This window comes from Gemmatirosa kalamazoonensis (assembly GCF_000522985.1).
GTDB lineage: Bacteria > Gemmatimonadota > Gemmatimonadetes > Gemmatimonadales > Gemmatimonadaceae > Gemmatirosa > Gemmatirosa kalamazoonensis.
Window position 1 is genome coordinate 4017664 of record NZ_CP007128.1, and the last position, 17835, is coordinate 4035498.

General features: G+C 73.8%; 12 protein-coding genes. 2 read left to right on the forward strand and 10 right to left on the reverse strand.

Going from position 1 to position 17835, the window contains the following annotated elements:
* Positions 1-94 precede the first annotated feature (94 nt).
* Together J421_RS17535 and J421_RS32135 are read left to right on the forward strand one after the other, a co-directional pair.
* Entirely contained in the window at positions 95-1699 is a 1605-nt protein-coding gene (locus tag J421_RS17535; RefSeq protein ID WP_025412477.1) for a capsule assembly Wzi family protein, read from the forward strand.
* Positions 1696-2910, forward strand: coding sequence for a glycosyltransferase family 4 protein (locus tag J421_RS32135; RefSeq protein ID WP_025412478.1), 1215 nt, complete (start codon positions 1696-1698; stop codon positions 2908-2910). Before J421_RS17535 ends, J421_RS32135 begins: the two co-directional genes overlap by 4 nt.
* On the opposite strand, the gene J421_RS17545 is transcribed toward J421_RS32135, so the two are convergent.
* The 10 genes from J421_RS17545 to J421_RS17590 all read right to left on the reverse strand — a co-directional run bounded on the left by J421_RS17545 (position 2809) and on the right by J421_RS17590 (position 17669).
* On the reverse strand, positions 2809-4374 hold the full coding sequence (locus J421_RS17545) for a flippase (protein ID WP_148306374.1): 1566 nt from the start codon (positions 4372-4374) through the stop codon (positions 2809-2811). The genes J421_RS32135 and J421_RS17545 overlap by 102 nt on opposite strands.
* Positions 4371-6293 (reverse strand): sedoheptulose 7-phosphate cyclase, encoded by a 1923-nt coding sequence (locus J421_RS17550; RefSeq protein WP_148306375.1) that lies wholly within the window; start codon positions 6291-6293, stop codon positions 4371-4373. Before J421_RS17550 ends, J421_RS17545 begins: the two co-directional genes overlap by 4 nt.
* Complete coding sequence (locus tag J421_RS17555; protein ID WP_025412481.1) at positions 6290-7447, reverse strand: glycosyltransferase family 4 protein; 1158 nt, start codon at positions 7445-7447, stop codon at positions 6290-6292. Before J421_RS17555 ends, J421_RS17550 begins: the two co-directional genes overlap by 4 nt.
* A complete protein-coding gene (locus J421_RS17560) occupies positions 7444-8784 on the reverse strand; it encodes an O-antigen ligase family protein (RefSeq protein WP_025412482.1) in 1341 nt (446 codons plus the stop codon). Before J421_RS17560 ends, J421_RS17555 begins: the two co-directional genes overlap by 4 nt.
* The gene (locus J421_RS17565; protein ID WP_025412483.1) at positions 8774-10888 is read right to left on the reverse strand and encodes a GNVR domain-containing protein; all 2115 of its coding nucleotides are present in this window, start codon (positions 10886-10888) and stop codon (positions 8774-8776) included. The genes J421_RS17560 and J421_RS17565 overlap by 11 nt, the downstream gene beginning before the upstream one ends.
* Positions 10885-11481 carry a polysaccharide biosynthesis/export family protein gene (locus J421_RS17570; protein ID WP_158508826.1) on the reverse strand — a complete coding sequence of 199 codons (597 nt, stop codon included), beginning with the start codon at positions 11479-11481 and terminating at the stop codon, positions 10885-10887. Before J421_RS17570 ends, J421_RS17565 begins: the two co-directional genes overlap by 4 nt.
* Positions 11482-11556: 75 nt before the next feature.
* Positions 11557-12744: a glycosyltransferase gene (locus J421_RS17575; protein WP_201773034.1), complete on the reverse strand. Its 1188-nt coding sequence runs from the start codon at positions 12742-12744 to the stop codon at positions 11557-11559.
* A 6-nt stretch (positions 12745-12750) separates the two neighbouring features.
* Entirely contained in the window at positions 12751-14310 is a 1560-nt protein-coding gene (locus J421_RS17580) for an exopolysaccharide biosynthesis polyprenyl glycosylphosphotransferase (protein WP_025412486.1), read from the reverse strand.
* Complete coding sequence (locus J421_RS17585; protein WP_025412487.1) at positions 14307-16283, reverse strand: polysaccharide biosynthesis protein; 1977 nt, start codon at positions 16281-16283, stop codon at positions 14307-14309. The genes J421_RS17580 and J421_RS17585 overlap by 4 nt, the downstream gene beginning before the upstream one ends.
* A 330-nt stretch (positions 16284-16613) precedes the next feature.
* Positions 16614-17669: a GumC domain-containing protein gene (locus tag J421_RS17590; protein ID WP_025412488.1), complete on the reverse strand. Its 1056-nt coding sequence runs from the start codon at positions 17667-17669 to the stop codon at positions 16614-16616.
* Positions 17670-17835 lie beyond the last annotated feature (166 nt).

Sequence of the window (17835 nt, forward strand, 5' to 3'; positions counted from 1 at the left end):
GCGGCGCCACGCATGACGGCACGCACGAACGCATGACGAAGGCATGACGGACCGGCCACGCGGAATATCGCTGCGCGCTCGCACGATTGCAGCCGTGGCGCGCAGGTCGGGCGCGGCCCTCGCGGTCGCGTGTTGGGCGTCGGCGTGTGCGCATCCGTCGCGCTCCACGCCGTCGCCGGTGCTCGCCCCGCTCGGCGGCGTGGTGGAGGACCGCGCGCGCGTGATGCAGCTCACGTCCCACGCGACGACCGATGGCACGTTGCTGCGCACCCCGTCGACCGCGTTGGGCACGCGCGCCGCGGCGGGCCTCCACGTGCTGCTGCCGTCGGCGACGCTCGTGTACAACGACGCCATCGCGTACGGGCCGAACCTCGGCAACCTGTGGGCGGGACGCGGCACGAACGTGCTCGCGTCGGCGGGCGCGGCGTACGACGGCCGCTACGTGCGGGTAGTCGTCGCGCCCGAGGTCGCGCACTCGGACAACCGGGTGTTCGAGGTGCTGCCGGGGCTCGTGCGCGGGCGGAGCACGTTCTCGTCGCCGTGGCACGCGGGCGTCGCGTCGGCCGATCTGCCGCTCCGCTTCGGTACGGCGCCGATCACGCTCGTGTCGCCTGGGCAATCGTCGCTCACCGTGCGCGCGGGCGCCGTCGCGGTCGGCGTGTCGAGCGAGGAGCAGTGGTGGGGGCCGGGCATCCGCAACGCGCTGCTCCTCAGCAACAACGCCGGCTCGGTGCCGCACGCGTTCCTGCGCACGTCGCGGCCGCTGCGCACGCCACTCGGCGCGGTGGAGGCGCGATGGATCGTCGGCGCGCTCACCGAGTCGACGTTCTTCGATTCCATCCCATCGAACGACACGCGCTCGCTCGGCGCGCTCGCCGTCACGCTGCGCCCATCGATCGCGCCTAACGTGACGCTCGGCGTCGCGCACAGCGTCGTGCGCGCGGCGCCGCGCGGACGCGTGCCGGCGAGCGCGCTGTTCGATCCGCTCACACGGTGGCGCGCGGGCGCGCAGCTCGACACCGCGGCGCGGCCATTCTCCGCCCAGTCGGACACGACGCGCGACGCGGACGATCTCGTGGCGCTGTGGGCGCGGTGGGTGTTCCCGAACGACGGGCTCGAGATCTACGGCGAGACCGTGCGCGCCGGCGTGCCGCGGCAGCTGCGCGAGTGGCTGCTCGTACCGCAGGCCGGCTTCGGCTACACCATCGGCCTGCAGTGGGCGGGTGCCGCGCGCGCGCGCGGTCGGCTGCGCTGGCAGGCGGAGGTGTCGAGCGTGGAGCAGACGGCCGACTTCGCGGGACGCGCGCTCGCCGATCTGTACACCGGCGCCGCGACGCCGCAGGGATTCACCCAGCGCGGGCGCGTGCTCGGCGCGGCCACGGGGCCGGGGAGCTCGTCGCAGTTCGTCGGCGCGGACTGGCTCGCGACGGGCTGGCAGGCGGGGCTCACCGCGACGCGCGTGCGCTGGGAGAACGACGCGATGTACCGACAGGCCGCGCCCAACTTCTTCCGCCACGACGTGAGCCTGCTGTTCGGCGTGCGCGGCGGGCTGCTGCTGCCGCACGCGACGGTGCTCGCATCGTTCGAGGCGGGGCGCCGCGACAACTACCTGTTCCAGAACGGCTTCAACAACCCGGGTGGATTCCGCACGATCGACGTGCCGATGACGACGGCGCGCATCACGGTGACGGCGCGGTGACCGACACGCTGCGGGTCGGCATCGACGGACGCACGCTGGAGGCACCGCGCACCGGCGTCGGACGCTACGTGTTCGAGCTGTGTCGCGCGCTCGACGCGTGCCTGCCGCAGGCCGAGTTCGTCGTGTACGCGCGCGAGCCGGTGGAGCTGCCGGTGAAGTCCCCACGCTGGACGCTGCGCACGGAGCGCACGCCGGCGGCCCGGCGGCTGCGGAACATCGGGTGGCTGAAGATGCGGGTCGCCAGGCTCGCGCGCGACGATGCGCTGTCGGTGTTCTGGGCGACGGCCGCGCTGCTTCCCGCGCGCCGCCTGCGCGTGCCGACGGTGAGCACCGTGTTCGACCTCAACGCGTGGGTGGTGCCGGAGACGATGCCGGCATCGCACCGCATCGCGATGCGTGCGCTGCTGCCGCGCGACGTCACGCGTGCCGACGTCGTCACGGCGATCTCCCACGGCACCGCATCGCGGCTCGCCGCGACGTTCGGCGCGCGCGTGTCGGCCGTCGTGCCGCCCGCGGTGGGCGAGGCGTTCACGCCCGCGTCGGACGCGGAGCGGAAGCGCGTGCGTGATCGATACGGTCTGCGCGGCCCGTTCCTGCTCGCCGTCGGCACGTGGGAGCCGCGCAAGAACCTCGCGCTGCTCGTCGACGCGTTCGTGCACGGGCTGCGCGACGGGACGCTGCACGGGCAGCGGCTCGCGCTCGTCGGCGCGCGCGGCTGGAAGGACGCCGACCTCGCGCGGCGCGTCGCCGCGGCGGCGGGCGACGGCGCCGTCGTGCCGCTCGGCTTCGTTCCCGACGCGGACCTCCCCGCCCTGTACTCGGCGGCGACGGCGTTCGTGTTCCCGTCGCGCTACGAGGGATTCGGCATCCCCGTGCTCGAGGCCCGCGCGTGCGGCGCGACGATCGTGGCGGCCGACGTGCCGGAGATCCGCGAGGCCGGCGGCGAGGAGGCGACGTACGTCCCGCCGCGCCTAACGGAGCTGCGCGCGGCGCTCGCGGCGGCGGCCGGCGGGGAGCTGCCGCGGAGCCGCGACCGCGGACCGCCGTGGAGCTGGCTGGACTCGGCGCGCGTGCTCGCGGACGTGCTGCGGCGCGCGGCGGCCGGCGGGTCAGCGCGGCGTGTCGAGCACGGGGGCACGGTCGGCGACGCGCGACACGCGCGCGACGACGAGCGCGCGCTCGTGCGCGGCGAGCAGCCAGCGCCACGCTAGCCACGCGAAGCACAGCAGCGTGCCGCCGAGCAACAACGCGCGGCCGGCCACCGACGGCGGCGCGATCCACGTGAGCACTGCGGCCGTGACGCAGAGCGCCGCGAGGTAGCTCGCGCACCGCACCGTGACGCGTCGAGCGGCCGGCAGCAGCCAGCCCGCCGCGACGAACGACAGCGCCGAATCCACGACGACGCGCGCGCCCCACACGACCGCGGCGCCGAGCAGCCCGTGGCGCGGCACCGCCCACGCGAGCGCGAGGCCGTAGGGCACGATCTGCGCGAGGTGCAGCTTGCCGGTCACGTCGGGTCGTCGCGCGGCCTGGACGACGGTGTACGCCGACTGCCCGACCGTGTTCACGAACACCGCGAGCAGCAGCACGCGCGTGAGCGCCGCGCTGCGCGTCGCGAAGTCCTGGCCGAGCCACAGCCGCAGCCCCTCGGGCGCGAACAGCAGCCCCGCGAGCACCGGCGGGAAGAGACAGAGCAGCGTGACGCGCGCCGCGCGCTCGTAGAGCAGCGCGGCGCGCTCCGGCGCCGAGCGATACGTCGCCGCGACGGCCGGGAACAGCACCGGCAGCAGCGCGGACGTGAACAGCCAGAGCTTCGTGACCAGCTCCTGCGGCGTCGCGTAGTACGTGAGCGCGGCGACCGAGATCAGCCCGCTGATGACGAACCGGTCGCCGGTGACGAGGAGCGGGTTGAGCACGTTGCTCACGGTCATCCAGCCACCGTAGCCGAGCAGCGCGCGCACGGCGCGCCACGGCAGCGCGTGCGAGCGCCGCACCGGCGGATATGCGCGCGCCAGCGCCCACGCGTGCGCGAGCGCGAGCAGCGCGCGCGCGGCCACGAGCAGCGCGATCGCGGGCGCGACGGCGTGCGAGAAGCGCACGCTGACGAGCGGCGCGAGCACCGTCGCCATGCCCAACGGCAGCCGCAGCGCGTTGATCCAGTCGAACCGCTGCAGCGCCTCGAGCACCGCGCGGCATCCCGCGCTCACCACGACGATCGGCACCGCGACCGCGAGCCAGCGCACCGCGGCAAGGGCGTCGGGCCACAGAGAGGGCGACGCGTGCATGGCATGGGTCACGAGCCACGGCGCCGCGGCGGCGACCGCGACGCCCGCCGCGCAGCCGGCGCCGAGCATCACGAGCAGCGCCGCGTGCACGAGCCCCGGCACCTCGGCGTCCTCGGCGTGCGCGATTCGCTCGGAGACGACCTGGGTGAGCGCGCGGCTCAACCCGAGGTCGAGGAGGCTGAACTGGCCGATCAGCGTCCACGCGAGACTCAGCACGCCGAACCGTTCCACGCCGAGCGCGCGCACGAGTGGCGGCACCGCGACGACGGCGAGCAGCGCGGGCAGCGCCCAGCCGATCAGGTTCAGCACGACGTTGCGCGCGAGCAGCCGCGTCGCCGTGAGCGACGCGGACGTCGCGGACGGCGCGGTCGGCTGCGTGGGGGTCGTCATGGCGCGCGCACCGCGGGCGGCGGCGGGATGCGCCACACGCCGAACAGCCGCAGCTCGTCGCTGTCGAACGTCGTGATGCTCACGTTCGGGTACACGATCGGCGCGTCGGCCCACGGCGCGGGCGGCCGCACGGTGAGCGTGCCGATCACGCTGCCGGAGTCCGCCGTCGTCATGATGAGCGGGAACCGGCCGTTCGCGTCCGTCGTCGCGTCGATGCGCGCCGGCGAGACGGCGATGCCGCCCGTGCGCTCGAACGTGACGTGCGCACCAGCGACCGGACGATCGTTCGCCGCGTTCAGGATCTCGCCCGCATACAGCAGGCTCGGGCCGAACCCCCACACTCCCGCGAGGCGCAGCGAGTCGTCGCGCTGCGTCTTCAGGTGCACGTTAGGCACCACGGTCACGAAGCCCGACGGCGTCCGCGCGCGCAGCTCGCCGACCACTTCCCCGCTCTCCTGCGTCGGCGGCGCGATGAGGAAGCGGCCGTTCGCGTCGGTGCGGCTCGTGAACACCGGCTGCGTCACGTTCACGCCGCCGGTGCGGCGGAACTCGACGTCGATGCCCGCCTGGCGCTGTCCCGTCGCGCGGTTGAAGAACTCGCCCGCGTACAGGATCTGGTCGCCGACGCCCCACACGCCCGCGAAGCGCACCTCGTCGCTCGGGAACGTCGCGAGCCGGATGCCGGTGTACGTCTGCTGCAGCGGCCCGGCCGGATCCACGACGAGGTCGCCCACCAGCTCCCCGCTCTCGCTCGTCGCCGTGATGATCGGGAAGCGGCCGTTCACGTCGGTCGTCGAGCGCAGCACCGGCGTCTCGACCTGGATGCCGCCCGTGCGCCGGAACTCGACCGGCACGTTCGCCGCGCGCGCGTGCGTGCCCCGGAACTGCAGCTCGCCGGCGTACGCGAGCCGATCGCCGAAGCCGAGTCGCAGCAGCCGCGTCTCGAGCGAGTCGTACGTCGTGAGCCGCACGCCACGCAGCACCACGGGCGTGGTGCTCCCCGGCCGCACGAAGCTGATGTCGCCGACCACCTCGCCCTCCGCGGAGGGCGTGAGGTCGAGCAGCGTGCGACCGCTCGCGTCGGTGTGTCGGACGACGGTGGACGGCGAGATGGCGATGCCACTCGTGCGCACGAACTGGATGTCGGCGTTCGCGAGCGGGCGCCCGGTGCCGCGGTCGTAGATCTCCGCGACGTACGTGAGGAAGAAGCCGATCGGGAACACGCCCTGCACGGCCAGCGGATCGTCGCGGTACACGACCGGGATGCGCGCGCCGCGGATCCACGTGCCGCTGGTGAGCCCCGGCTTCACGACGTACAGGTCGCCGATGACGTCGCCGAGCGTGCCACCGTTAGGCGCGAGCTCGAAGCCGAACCGGCCCGCCTCGTCGGTGATGCGGTCGACGCTGTTCGGCGTCGCCGCCACGCCGCCGGTACGCATGAAGTGCACGGTCGCGCCGTACACGCCGAAGCCGCCGAAGCGCGAGCGGATCTCCGCGAGGTAGTTCACGTACGGGTCGACCACCCATCGTCCGAGCACGTTCCCCTCGCCGCGCCGCGTCGACGCGCTCGCGTGCACGGCCGGCACGCGGTAGCTCGGGTACGGCGACGGCGGCGTGACCTGCACGTCGACCGTCACGTCGCCGGTCGCGGTGGCCGGCAGCTCGAGCTGCCAGAAGCCGTCGCTCCCGGTCGTCGCGGACCCGCCCGTCGCGCCGGCGACCGGCACGACGTCGACGCGTACGCCGGACACCGGCCGGCCGGTGCCGCGCACCACGAACTGCCCGGTGAGCGCGAGTGTCGGGTCGCCGTTGCAGGACGCGAGACCGGAGCACGGATCGCACGCCACCGCCGACAGCACCAGCGCGAGCAGCGCGAGGAGCGCGCTCGCGCGCGCGCCGGCACGCAGCGCCGCGATCACGCGCGCTCCGCGGTGAGTGGGCGTCGAGCCGGCGCGCGTGCCTCGCCCGCCGCGTCGTGCAGCACGCGGGCCGTCTCGCGCGCCGCGCGCGCCCACGAGAACTGGGACGCCCGCTCGCGCCCGTCGGCGATGCGCGTCGCGCGCAGCGTCGGATCGGTGAGCAGCGTGCGGACCTCGGCGGCCATGCCGCGCACGTCGTCGGGGTCGTAGACCGGTGCGGCGCCGCCGACCACCTCGCGTACCGCAGGCGTCGACGACGCGACCACCGGCGCGCCGGCGGCCATCGCCTCGACGACCGGGAGCCCGAAGCCCTCGTAGCGCGACGGGAACAGCAGCGCCGCCGCGCCGGCGTAGCACCGGTGGAGCAGATCGTCGTCCACCGCGCCGAGCTCGACGACCGCGTCGCCGAGCCCGAGCTCCGCGGCACGCGCGCGCGCGATCGGCGTCGGCGTGTCGCGCCCGCCGGCGACGACGAGGCGCAGCGACGGGAACTGCGGCCGCAGCGCCGCGAGCACGTCGACCGCCGCCCCGAGGTTCTTGTGCGGCTTCTGGTTGCCGACGCAGAGCACGTACGACTCGTCGAGCGGCGGAGGGCCCGGCGGCCGGCCGAAGAACCGCTGCGACACGCCGTTAGGCACCGCGACGAGCTTGCGCGCGACCGAGGGGAACCACTCGCCGAGATCGCTCGCCGTCGCCTGCCCGACGCACACCACGCGCGTCGCGCGCCGCACCGCGTGCCGCAGCATCGGCCGACCGAGCGCGCGCTTCCCGGGCGTGAACGCGTCGGGCACGCGGAACGGCGTGATGTCGTGCACCGTGACGACGGACCGCCGAGGGAAGAGCGCGAGCGGCACGTCCCAGTGCGGGAAGAACGTCACGCGCTCGCGCGCCCCGCGGGCGAGACGGGCGGCGAGCCACGACCACTGGCTGCGCGCCGAGTACACGCGCCCCGCGTGCGGCACCACGCGCACGGAGGCGCCGGTGGGATGCGCGTCGAGGAACGCGCCCAACGCATCGGGATCGCCGAGCAGCTCGATCGACCGGAACGGCGGATCGCGCAGCCACTCCGCGAGCAGCTCGCGCAGGTAGCGCCCGAGCCCCGACGCATGCAGCACGCGCGCGTCGACGAGCAGCGTGGACGCGGCCGTCGTCACGGCGCCGCCTCGGCGCGCGGCCGCGAGGCGGCGATCACGAACACCAGCCCCCACAGCAGCCACTGCGCTTCCATGATGAACGGCAGCAGCAGGCTGTTCACGAACGCGCTGTGCACGACGATCGCCACGGTGCCCGCGGCGACGCCGAGCGCCGTGCCCCGCTCGAAGCCGTCGCGCGCCGCGTCGCGCCACACCGCCCGGCAGCGCCGCCCGATGACGACGAGCATGCGGCCGTAGAACAGCAGGCCGACGATCCCCGTCATCACCGCGATGAACAGCAGCCCGCCGTCGACGCTGAAGCTGCTGTTCATCGCCGTGGCCTCGAAGCCGTAGCGCGGCAGCACGAAGCCGTACGTGTTGAAGCCGACGCCCAGCCACAGGTTGTCGCCCCACACGGTGAGCGCCTGCACCCAGGACACGACGCGCTTCAGCGCCGAGTCGTCGACGGTGAGCTTGTTGAACGACGCGGCGACGCGCACGAGCACCGGCACGAACGGCAGGATGGCGAGCGCCGCGCCGCCGCCGATCGCCGCGAGCCGGCGGTTGAGCCCCCGCACGGCGACGAGCACGATGCCGCCGGCGACGAGCGCGAGCACCGTGCTGCGCGACACCGTCATGAGCAGCGCGCCGAACAGCACGACGAGCTTCCACCGCGGCACGCGCTCGCCGTAAGTCAGCCGCGCGAGCAGCACGAGCAGCGGCAGCAGCACGAACGCGCCGGCGAAGTTCGGGTCGAGCAGCGTCGACACCATGCGGTGTCCCTGGTGGTCCCAGCGCACCGTCGTCGTCTCCTCGGGGAAGACGAGCTGTGCGAAGCCCGGCAGGAACAGCGACTGCACGATCCCGAAGCCGGCGAACGCGAGCGCCATGCGCTCGTAGGTGCGCCACAGCGCCGGGACGTCGTCGCGCGACGCGCCGTTCACCACCACCACGTACACGCCGAAGTACGCCAGCCACCGGGCGAGGTACGCGAGGCTGAACACGAGCTGCGTGCCCGTGAGCGCGAACCGCCGCGCGCCGACCACCGCGGAGAACACGCCGACCGCCGCGAACGCGAGCGCCGCGAGCGCGACGCGGTCGAGCCGCAGCGACTGCGCGCGGAGACAGGCCGCGGCGCCGAGCACCAGCACCACGACGAGCGCGACGTCGTTCATGAGCAGCGGCGCGTCCTTCACCGCCGTGCTGAACACCGGCACGCGACCGAGGTTGCCGAGCACCATCGCCGCGACGGCGACGCGCAGCGCCGTGACGGGACGCAGCCCGTGCGGCGCGAGAGCACGAGGGCGCGGCGCGGCGAGCGTGCCGCCCGCGGCCGGGATCAGCGCGTCAGCGCCCATCGCCCGTGACGGCAGCCGGCAGCTCGTCGCGGGGGGCGGAGGTCGCGCGCGGCGCGAGCCGGAGATCGGTGGTCGGGCGCGCCGGGCGCGGCGCGTCCACGCGCCACGCGTCGGGCTCCAGCAGCGCGACGCCGAGGCAAGGAACGGCGAGACGCGACAGCGCGTCGAGCGCGTCGACGATCGCGCGGCGGGGCGTCGCCCCGGCGCGCGCGGCGAGCAGCACGCGGCGCGGCGGCTCCAGCAGCGCGACCGTGGCCGGATCGCGCAGCGTGCGCGCCGCGACCACGACGACGTCGCGCTCGACCTCCGCGACGGCGACCGCCGCGCGCAGCGCCGCGTGATCCTGGCCGTCCTGCCCGTCGACGACGATCACGCCGAGCCCGCGCTGCTCCAATGACGCGCCGACCGCGCGCGCCACCGCGGCGCACGCCGCGTCGTGTCCCGCCTCGGCGCCGAGGACGAGGATCGTCCCCGAGCGCACGCCGGCGCCGAGCAGCACCGGCTCGCCCGGCCGCACCACCACGCCCGGCAGCCCCGTCGCGCGCTCCACGTCCCACGGCACCACCATGCGCCGCGCGCCGCGGAACAGCGCCCACACGGTGCCTAACAGCAGCCCGCCGAGCGCACCGACGAGCAGCGTCGGCACCGGCCGCGGGAACGCGGGCCGCTTCGGCGACTCCGCGACGTCGATCTGCCGCACCTGGCCGCCCTCGCCGATCGCGGCGAGGCGCGTGTCGACGATCTGCGACTGGAGCGCGAGCAGCGTCTGCGACAGCCGCTTCACGTCGCGCTGCCGCTGCACGCTCGCCTCGGCCTGCCCCGGCAGCACCGTGAGGCGCGACTCGACGACCGCGAGCTGCCGGTCCACCTCGCCCACCTGCTGGTCGAGCGACTGCTGATACGCGCGCGCGAGCGGCACGAGCTGTCGCTCGAGCTGCGCGATGCTCCCGCTCATCGCGACGATCTCGGGGTCCTTCTCCGTGCGGCGCTCGAGGGTCATCGTGCGCTGCGTCTCGAGCCCGGACATCTGCGTGAGCAGCGCGTTGACGGCGTCGCTCTTCAGGAAGCTCGGGTACGCCGCGAGCTGGCGCGGCGACAGGCGCCCCGCCTGCACGTCGGCCAGCAGCTGCCCGATGGCGCGGCGCTCCACCTCCAGCGCGCCCGCCTGCTCGCGCAGCGCGCGCGCCGCCTCGACGCCCGTGCGCCCGCTCAGCTCGGGGTCGAACACGCCGCTCGCCTCCTGCTCGCGGCGCAGCGCGTTCTCCGCCACCGCGAGCTGCCGCGACACGCTGTCCGCCTGCAGCACGAGGAACTCGTAACGGCGCGTGTTCACGCCGCGGTCCACGGTGCGGCGCCGCGCGAGGTAGGTCTCGACGATCGCGTTAGGCACCTCGGCCGCGGTCACGGAATCGCTCGCCGTGTAGCCGACGGCGGCCACCTCGCCGCCGCGCTTGTCGACGCCGAGCCGCTCGCCGAGGCGCTGCACGGCGTCCTCGCGGTCGTCGAACTGTACGCGGAAGCTCGCTAGCGCCGGCCGCGGCACGAGCGTGACGGTGCCGACCACCGGCAGGCGGAACGGCGTTCCGGGCGCGGCGAGCAGCGACACGCTGTCGCCGGTGACGCGGTAGCGGCCGTCCGGCTGCCGGTCGAACGCGAAGCGCTGCTTGCGGAACGCGCCGGCGTACGGCGCCGGCTGGATCAGCCAGCGGCTCGGCACACCCGCGCGCCCGAGCACGCGCGCCTGCAGGCCTAACGAATCGACCACCGACCCGATGACGTCGCGGCTCGCGAGGAGCGCGAGCTCGGTCTCCATCGGCGACTTGATCGCGTTGCCGAGCGCACCGCCGCCGAGGTCCGTCGGCAGCCCGACGCGCGAGAGGAGCGACGCGCTCGGGTCGGTCGCGCTCCGCAGCAGCACCGTCGACTCGCCCACGAAGCGGCGCGGCGCGAGCAGCAGCACCGCGGCCGCGGCGGCGAGACCGAGCGCGAGGCCGAGCGCGATCGCGAGCCACTGCCGGCGCAGCGACCGACCGACGTCGAACAGGTCGATCGTCTCCGCGACGGCGCCCGGGCGCGTGGAGACGACGGGAGCGAACGCCGTCATTTGTTGTTTCGCAGCACGGGGAGCAGCACCGACATCACGAGCCCCGCCGTGCTCACCACCGCCAGCACGTTGCGCGACAGCCAGCTCCGTCGACCGACGACGACCTGATCACCGGAGCGCAGGTCGACCGACGCGGGCCCGCCCTCGGTCCACTTGCCGAGCGGGATCGGCTGTCCGCCGCGCACGATCGTCACGTGGTCGGGGTTGCCGTTCTCGGTGATGCCGCCGGCCAGCGCGATCACCTCGCGCAGCGTCATCGTCGCGTCGACGAAGTAGAGGTTCGGCTTCTTCACCTCGCCCTGCACGCCGACGCGGCGGTACACGGTGACGGCGACCGAGGGGTTCCGCAGATACTCCGCGTAGCGCGACCGCAGCGTGTCCTGGAGCGACGAGATCGTGCGGCCGGCGACGCGCATCGGTCCGAGGCGCGGCAGCACGACCTCGCCCCGATCGTCGACCGTCAGCGAGTCGCTGTAGCCGGGCTCGCGCCAGACACGGACCGTGACGCGGTCACCGACCGCGATCGCCACCTGCGCGGCCCGGCGCGCCGCGACGGCCACGCTGTCGTCGGTGACGGCCGCGGTCGACGCCACGGCCTGAGCGGCCGTGGTCTGCAACGCGAGGGAGAGAGCGAGGAGGAGGAGGAGCGAGCGTGTCGCGAATCGCATTCAGCCGAAGGACAGCACACCGGACGAGGCGACGACGGCCGGCGGCAGCTCCGCGTCGCGCGGGCGTGCGCCCAACGCGTCGGCGACTGCGCCGGCGATCCGCGTCCGGAAGATCGACGAGTCGAAGCGCTCGGCCTGCGCCCGGCAGGCCGCCGCGTCGAACGAGCGACTCATGAGCTCCTCGATGGCGCCCGCGAGTGCCGCGTCCGTCTGCTCGTCGTACAGGATCCCCGTGACGCCGTCGATCACCGTTTCCGTGGCACCTCCCCGACCGTACGCCACCACCGGCCGCCCCGAGGCCATCGCCTCGACCGGCGCGATGCCGAAGTCGTCCAGCCCTGGGAAGACGAACGCGCGGCAGCGGGCATAGAGATCCGCAACCTCCGCGTCGTCGCGCCACCCCAGGAATGTAACGTTCCGGCCTGCCAGTGCACGAAGCCGCTGCATCTCCGGCCCCACCCCGACCACCTTCAGCGGCACGCCCAGCCGGGTGGCGGCGATCACCGCCTGGTCCACCCGCTTGTAGGGCACCAGCCGCGACACCACGAGCAGGAAGTCCTCCGACGGCAGCCCGTTCGGCCGGAAGCGCTGGGTGTCCACCGGCGGGTGCACGACCGCCGCCTCGCGGCGGTAGTAGCGCCGGATGCGGCTCGCCACCGTCTCCGAGATCGCGAGGAAGTGGTCGACGCGGTCCGCCGCGGCCCGGTCCCACACGCGCAGCCAGTGCGCCGCGACGCCGATGAACGCCTTGCCGCGCAGCCCCTTCGTCTGCTGGTGGTACTGATCCCAGAGATAGCGCGGCGGCGTGTAGCAGTAGCAGAGGTTAGGCACGTCGGGCGGCGTGATCACGCCCTTCGCCGCCGCGCTCGACGTCGTGAGCACGAGATCGTACTCCGAGAGGTCGAACGACTCGAACGCGAGCGGCATCAGCGGGAAGAACGGCCGATGGTTCCGGCGCGCGAGCGGCATGCGCTGCAGGAACGACGGCCGCACCGTCCAGCCGCGATGCTCCGCGGGAAGCCCGCGCGGCTCGTACACGCTCGTGTAGATCGGCGCGTCGGGGAACACGCGCTGGAACTCCACCAGGCACCGCTCGGCCCCGCCGAACGCGGTGAGCCACTCGGTGGTGAGCGCGATGCGCGGCCCGCCGTGGACGGCGAGGCCCGGGCCGGGGAGGACGTTGGTCACCATCGGTCAGTACGCCCCCGTGCCGGTCACGACCACGCCGATCGTGCGCAGCATGATGTTGAAGTCCAGTCCGAGCGACCAGCTCTCGATGTAGTCGCGCTCCATGCGCACGATCTGCTCGAAGTCCGTGATGAGGTTGCGCCCGCCGACCTGCCACGGGCCCGTCATGCCGGGGATGACGGTGAGGCGGGCGAAGTGGTGCGGCGCGTAGCACGCCACCTCTTCGGGAAGCGGCGGCCGCGGGCCGACGAGCGACATCTCGCCGCGCAGCACGTTCACGAGCTGCGGCAGCTCGTCGAGGCTCGTGCGGCGCAGCAGCCGGCCGACGCGCGTCGTCCGCGGGTCGCGCTTCAGCTTGAACAGCGGCGCCTCGCCGTAGTGGTTCAGGTGGGCGAGTCGCGCGCGCACGCCGGGCGCCTCCGCGCGCATGCTGCGGAACTTCCAGATCACGAACTCGCGGCCGCCGAGCCCCACGCGCCGCTGCCGGAACAGCACCGCCCCCGGCGTCTCGAGCCGGATCGCGATGGCGATCACGATGCCTAACGGCAGTGCGACCGGGAGGAGCAGCAGCGTGAGCACCACGTCCACGACGCGCTTGAGCAGGAAGCGCGGCACCTGTACCTCCGCCGGCGTGAGTTCCGTCGCGGGATGGCCACCGACCGTGCAGGGGATCCCCGGCTCGGTGCATGCCGAACGGGCGTCGAGCGCGACGATGCAGCGCGCGCCGGCGTCCTGGCACGCCGCGGCGATCCCCTGCAGCACGAGCGAGCGCGTCGCGGACACGACCACGACCTCCGACACGTCGCCGGCCGCGAGCCGTCGGGCGAGGCGCGACTGCACCCCGCCCCGCACCGCGCCGCGGCTCATCGCCACGCGGTCGACGATGCGCGCGCCGTCGCCGCCGAGCGCCGCGACGGCCGCGGCCATGTCGCGCTCGCGGCCGACGAGCACCGCGCCGCGCAGCGGCACGCGTGCCGACGACGCGCCGCGGCTGAACCGACGGCGGAGCCACACGAGCGCCGTGAGCGCGGTCGTCATCCCCAGCGCGAGCGCGACGAGCGACTCGCCGCGCCACCCGGTACGGATGTCGGCCGCGAGCATCGGCAGCACCACCGCGAGCAGGCTGCACGCGACGATCGGCGTCGCCAGGCTGTGATGCCGCCGGCCGAGGATCTCGTACTCCCCGGCCGCGCCTAACGCGAGCAGCGCGATGAGCAGCGCGCTCACCACCGACGGCGCGCCCGCGGCCTCCGCACCGGGCCCGGAGAACCCGTGGCGAACGAGCGCCGCGACGCCGGCGAGCAGCGACGCGTCCACGAGCAGCCGCGTGAGGGCGCCGAGCGCGGCGCGGCACCGGAACGCGAGCAGCCGGCGCGCCGACAGCTCGCCGAGCAGGCGCACGTCGTGCGACCGCAGACCCGGCACCGTGACGTGCACCGCGCCGTTAGGCTCGACGAACGTCGGGATCGGAACGAAGCCGACATGCCGGGTCGTCGCACTCCGGCGTCCGTGCTCGATCGTACCGTTCTCGGCCTGGAAGGCCGACACGTGCGAAGGCTCGGTCACGGCCCCGTCTGCGCGAGGGCTCTCGCGGGGCGGCGCCCCGGCTCCGGCTCCGGCACCGACAGACGCGCCGTCGCGTGCATCGGACGGTCCGGCACGCCCGTGTACTCGGGGACGAGCAGCTTGATGGCGGCGCGCAGATCGTCCACCGGCACGCCGCGGCGCGCCATCGCGACGAGCTGGTCGAGGCCCACCGGGCCGTCGAGCGCCAGCGTCGCGCTGCGCGCGCGCAGCACCTTCGGGTGCGCCGTCGGCGAGGCGTTCTCGGCGTCGAAGAACAGCTCCTCGTAGAGCTTCTCGCCCGGCCGCATCCCGACCTCGAGGATCTCGATGTCGTTCCCTTCCTCGAGGCCCGACAGACGGATCACGTCGCGCGCGAGATCGTAGATCCGCACCGGGTCGCCCATGTCGAGCACGAACACCTCGCCGTCCTCCGCCAGCACGCCGGCCTGCAGGACGAGCTGCACCGCCTCGGGGATCGTCATGAAGTACCGGCGCATCTCGCGATGCGTGATCGTCACCGGTCCGCCCGCCTGGATCTGCTTCAGGAACGTCGGGATCACGCTGCCGCGGCTTCCGAGCACGTTGCCGAAGCGCACCGACACGAAGTGCCGACCGGGATCGCCGGTGTAGCGCTGCACCACGCCCTCGGCCAGCCGCTTCGTCGCGCCCATCACGCTCGACGGGCGCACGGCCTTGTCGCTCGAGATCAGCACGAAACGCTCGGCGCCGTGCCGCCACGCCGCGTCGGCGACGACGGCCGTACCGTGCACGTTGTTCAGGATCGCCTCGGCGACGTTCGCCTCCATGAGCGGCACGTGCTTGTGCGCCGCGGCATGGAACACGGTGCTCGGCCGCGCGGCGCGGAACAGCGCCTCCATGCGGTTCTCGTCACGCACGTCGGCGATCACGGGCTGCACGCGCGCGTCGGGCGCGAGGCGGCGCAGCTCCTCGAGCAGCTCGAAGATGGAGTTCTCGCCGCGGCCCACCGCGATGATGCGCTGCGGGTCCAGCCGCACGATCTGCCGACACAGCTCACCGCCGATGGAGCCGCCGGCGCCGGTGACGAGCACCGTCTTGCCGGCCGCGAGCTCGCGCACCCGCACGAGATCCGTGCGCACCGGCTCGCGGCGCAGCAGGTCCTCGATCTGCACCGAGCGTAGCGCGCTCACCGACTTGCGGCCGTCGAGCAGCTCGAACATGCCGGGGACGGTGCGCGTCGGCACGCCGGCGCGATGCGCGCGGCTCACCACGTCGCGTACACGGCGGCCCGGCGCGCTCGGCATGGCGATGATCACCTCGTCGATGTGCAGCGAGGCGGCCACCGAGTCGAGGCGATCGAGCGTCCCGGCCACGGGCACGCCATGGAGACGCCGTCCGTGCTTCGACGCGTCGTCGTCGAGCATGGCGACCGGCAGGAGACGGAGCTGCGGGTTGTCGAGCAGCTCGCGCACGATCATCGCGCCGGCCGCGCCGGCACCGGCGACGAGCGCGCGGCGCTGCCCCGGCTCGGCCACGAAGCGGCGGCGCACGCGGCGCAGCCCGATGCGGACGAGCAGTCGCGGCAGCGCCACCGCCATCGCGCCGAGCAGCGCGTCGAGCACCACGACCGAGAGCGGCACGCGCAGCGGCACGACGCTCAGCAGCGGAAGCAGGAAGATGCCGACCGTCGACGTGACGATGGCCGAGCCTAACACCGCGACGGAGACGATCTCGACGTCGTGCACGCTGGCGTACCGCCACAGCCGCGCGTACAGCCCCAGGCGCCACATGACGAGGAGCTTCAGCGGCACCGCGATGCCGACGTACATCGACAGGACGCGGCCGTAGTCCTCGTACCAGGCCGTCCCTTCGAAGCGGATCGTGAACGCGAGGACGGCGACCAGCGGCAGCAGCGCGGCGTCGATGAGGGCGAGATACCGGTTCCGCAGGCGCGAGTAGCGCCAGTCGCCCTGCAGGCTGACGGGATGGCTCATCCCGGCATCCGCGAACCGAGGCCGCACATCAGCAGTGGCCCTGTTGCCATGTCTCGTCGTGCCTCCGGAGTGGGCCGCTCGTCGATCCGGTGAGAGGCCGCCCTCCGGTCGCGTCCCGTGCACTTTTGCGTCGACTGCTCGCGCGGTGCGCGCGCGCGCAACATAACGACGTGCTGTACTGACTTGCAGTTCACGTGGCCTCCAGCTGCGCACCGAGCCTGAGTCGCAACCCACCAGCAGGTCCGGTGCCAGGTGCGACCGTCCGCGAGGGACTCCGCGGCCCGGATCCCCTTCCGCCGTACCCGTCGCGACGAGAGCCGGTCACGCGCATCACGTCGTAGTACCCTCGCGGCCGGCGTGCTTGTCACGAAATGCACGCCGCCAACCACCGGCCGCGGAGATCGTGGGCATCACGTCGCGCTGCACGGCATCGCGCAGCAGTGCGATGCCGAACCCCGCCGGCACCGCGAGCATGAGAGCGAGCAGGACCTTCAGCGCGACGCGCCGCGAGTCGGGGCGCACCGGCGGCGTCGGGGCCTCGATCACGGTGATCACCGGCACGTCGCGCAGCGCGTCCACGCGCGCCTGCTCGTAGACCTGCGCGATGTTCGTGAACACCGTCTGGCGCATGCCGACCTCGCGCTCGAGCCGCTCTTGCTCCTTCTCGAGGTCGGGCGCCTGCGCGTCGCGGTTGCGGGCCTTGAAGTACGCCAGCGCGTCCTCGGCCCGGTTGAGCTCGGATCGGAGCTGCTGCATCCGCTGCTCGGCGAACCGCTCCTCGTCGGCCGCCTTCTGCTTGCGACGCTCCTGGTTGAACTGGTCGACCAGCGACAGGACGTGGCCCGTCATCGCCGTGGACAGCGCGGGGGAACGGGTCGTGACCGAGAAGGTCACGACGCCGGTCTTTGCGTTCTTCGTCACGGTGACGCGTTTTGCGAGACGCTTCACGGCGTCGTCGAGCCGCAGCGCCGGCGTCTGCCCCTCGGCCTCGAGCAGCGCCACCCCGGTGCCGGCGCGGCCGAGCGGGTCGCCCGGCGGCAGCGTGTACGTGGACTCGGCCACCGCGGCGAGTATCGGCCGTGAGGTCAGCAGGTCGGCGTAGAAGTCCGGCGACTGCGACGGATCGCCCGTCGCCGTCACGCCGAGCTGGGCCGCGAGGCCGCTCAGCGCCCCCTTCATGACGTCCGTCGTACGCGGCGTGAACGACGCGCTCGCCGTGTAGTCCCGCGGCCGCAGCAGGGCGTAGGTGCCCACGACGGCGGCGACGACGAGCGGCGTCACGACCGCCAGCCACGGGTGCCGCACGAGCACGCCGATCCACGCCAGCCCGCCCGGCTCCCGCTCCTCCGTCGGCCACGGACGGCCGATACGGTCGGTATACGCCATCCCGACGGACGGGGTATCGCCACCGATCGATGAGCCGCCGGCAGTGGGTCGGGGGGACGAGGACATGTCAACGAGAATCCGCAATGAACGGACACGCCTCCGGGGGTCGGAGACGGGTCCGTACAGGTACTCAGCCGTTCGCGTCGCGAAACCTAACCGAGTACGT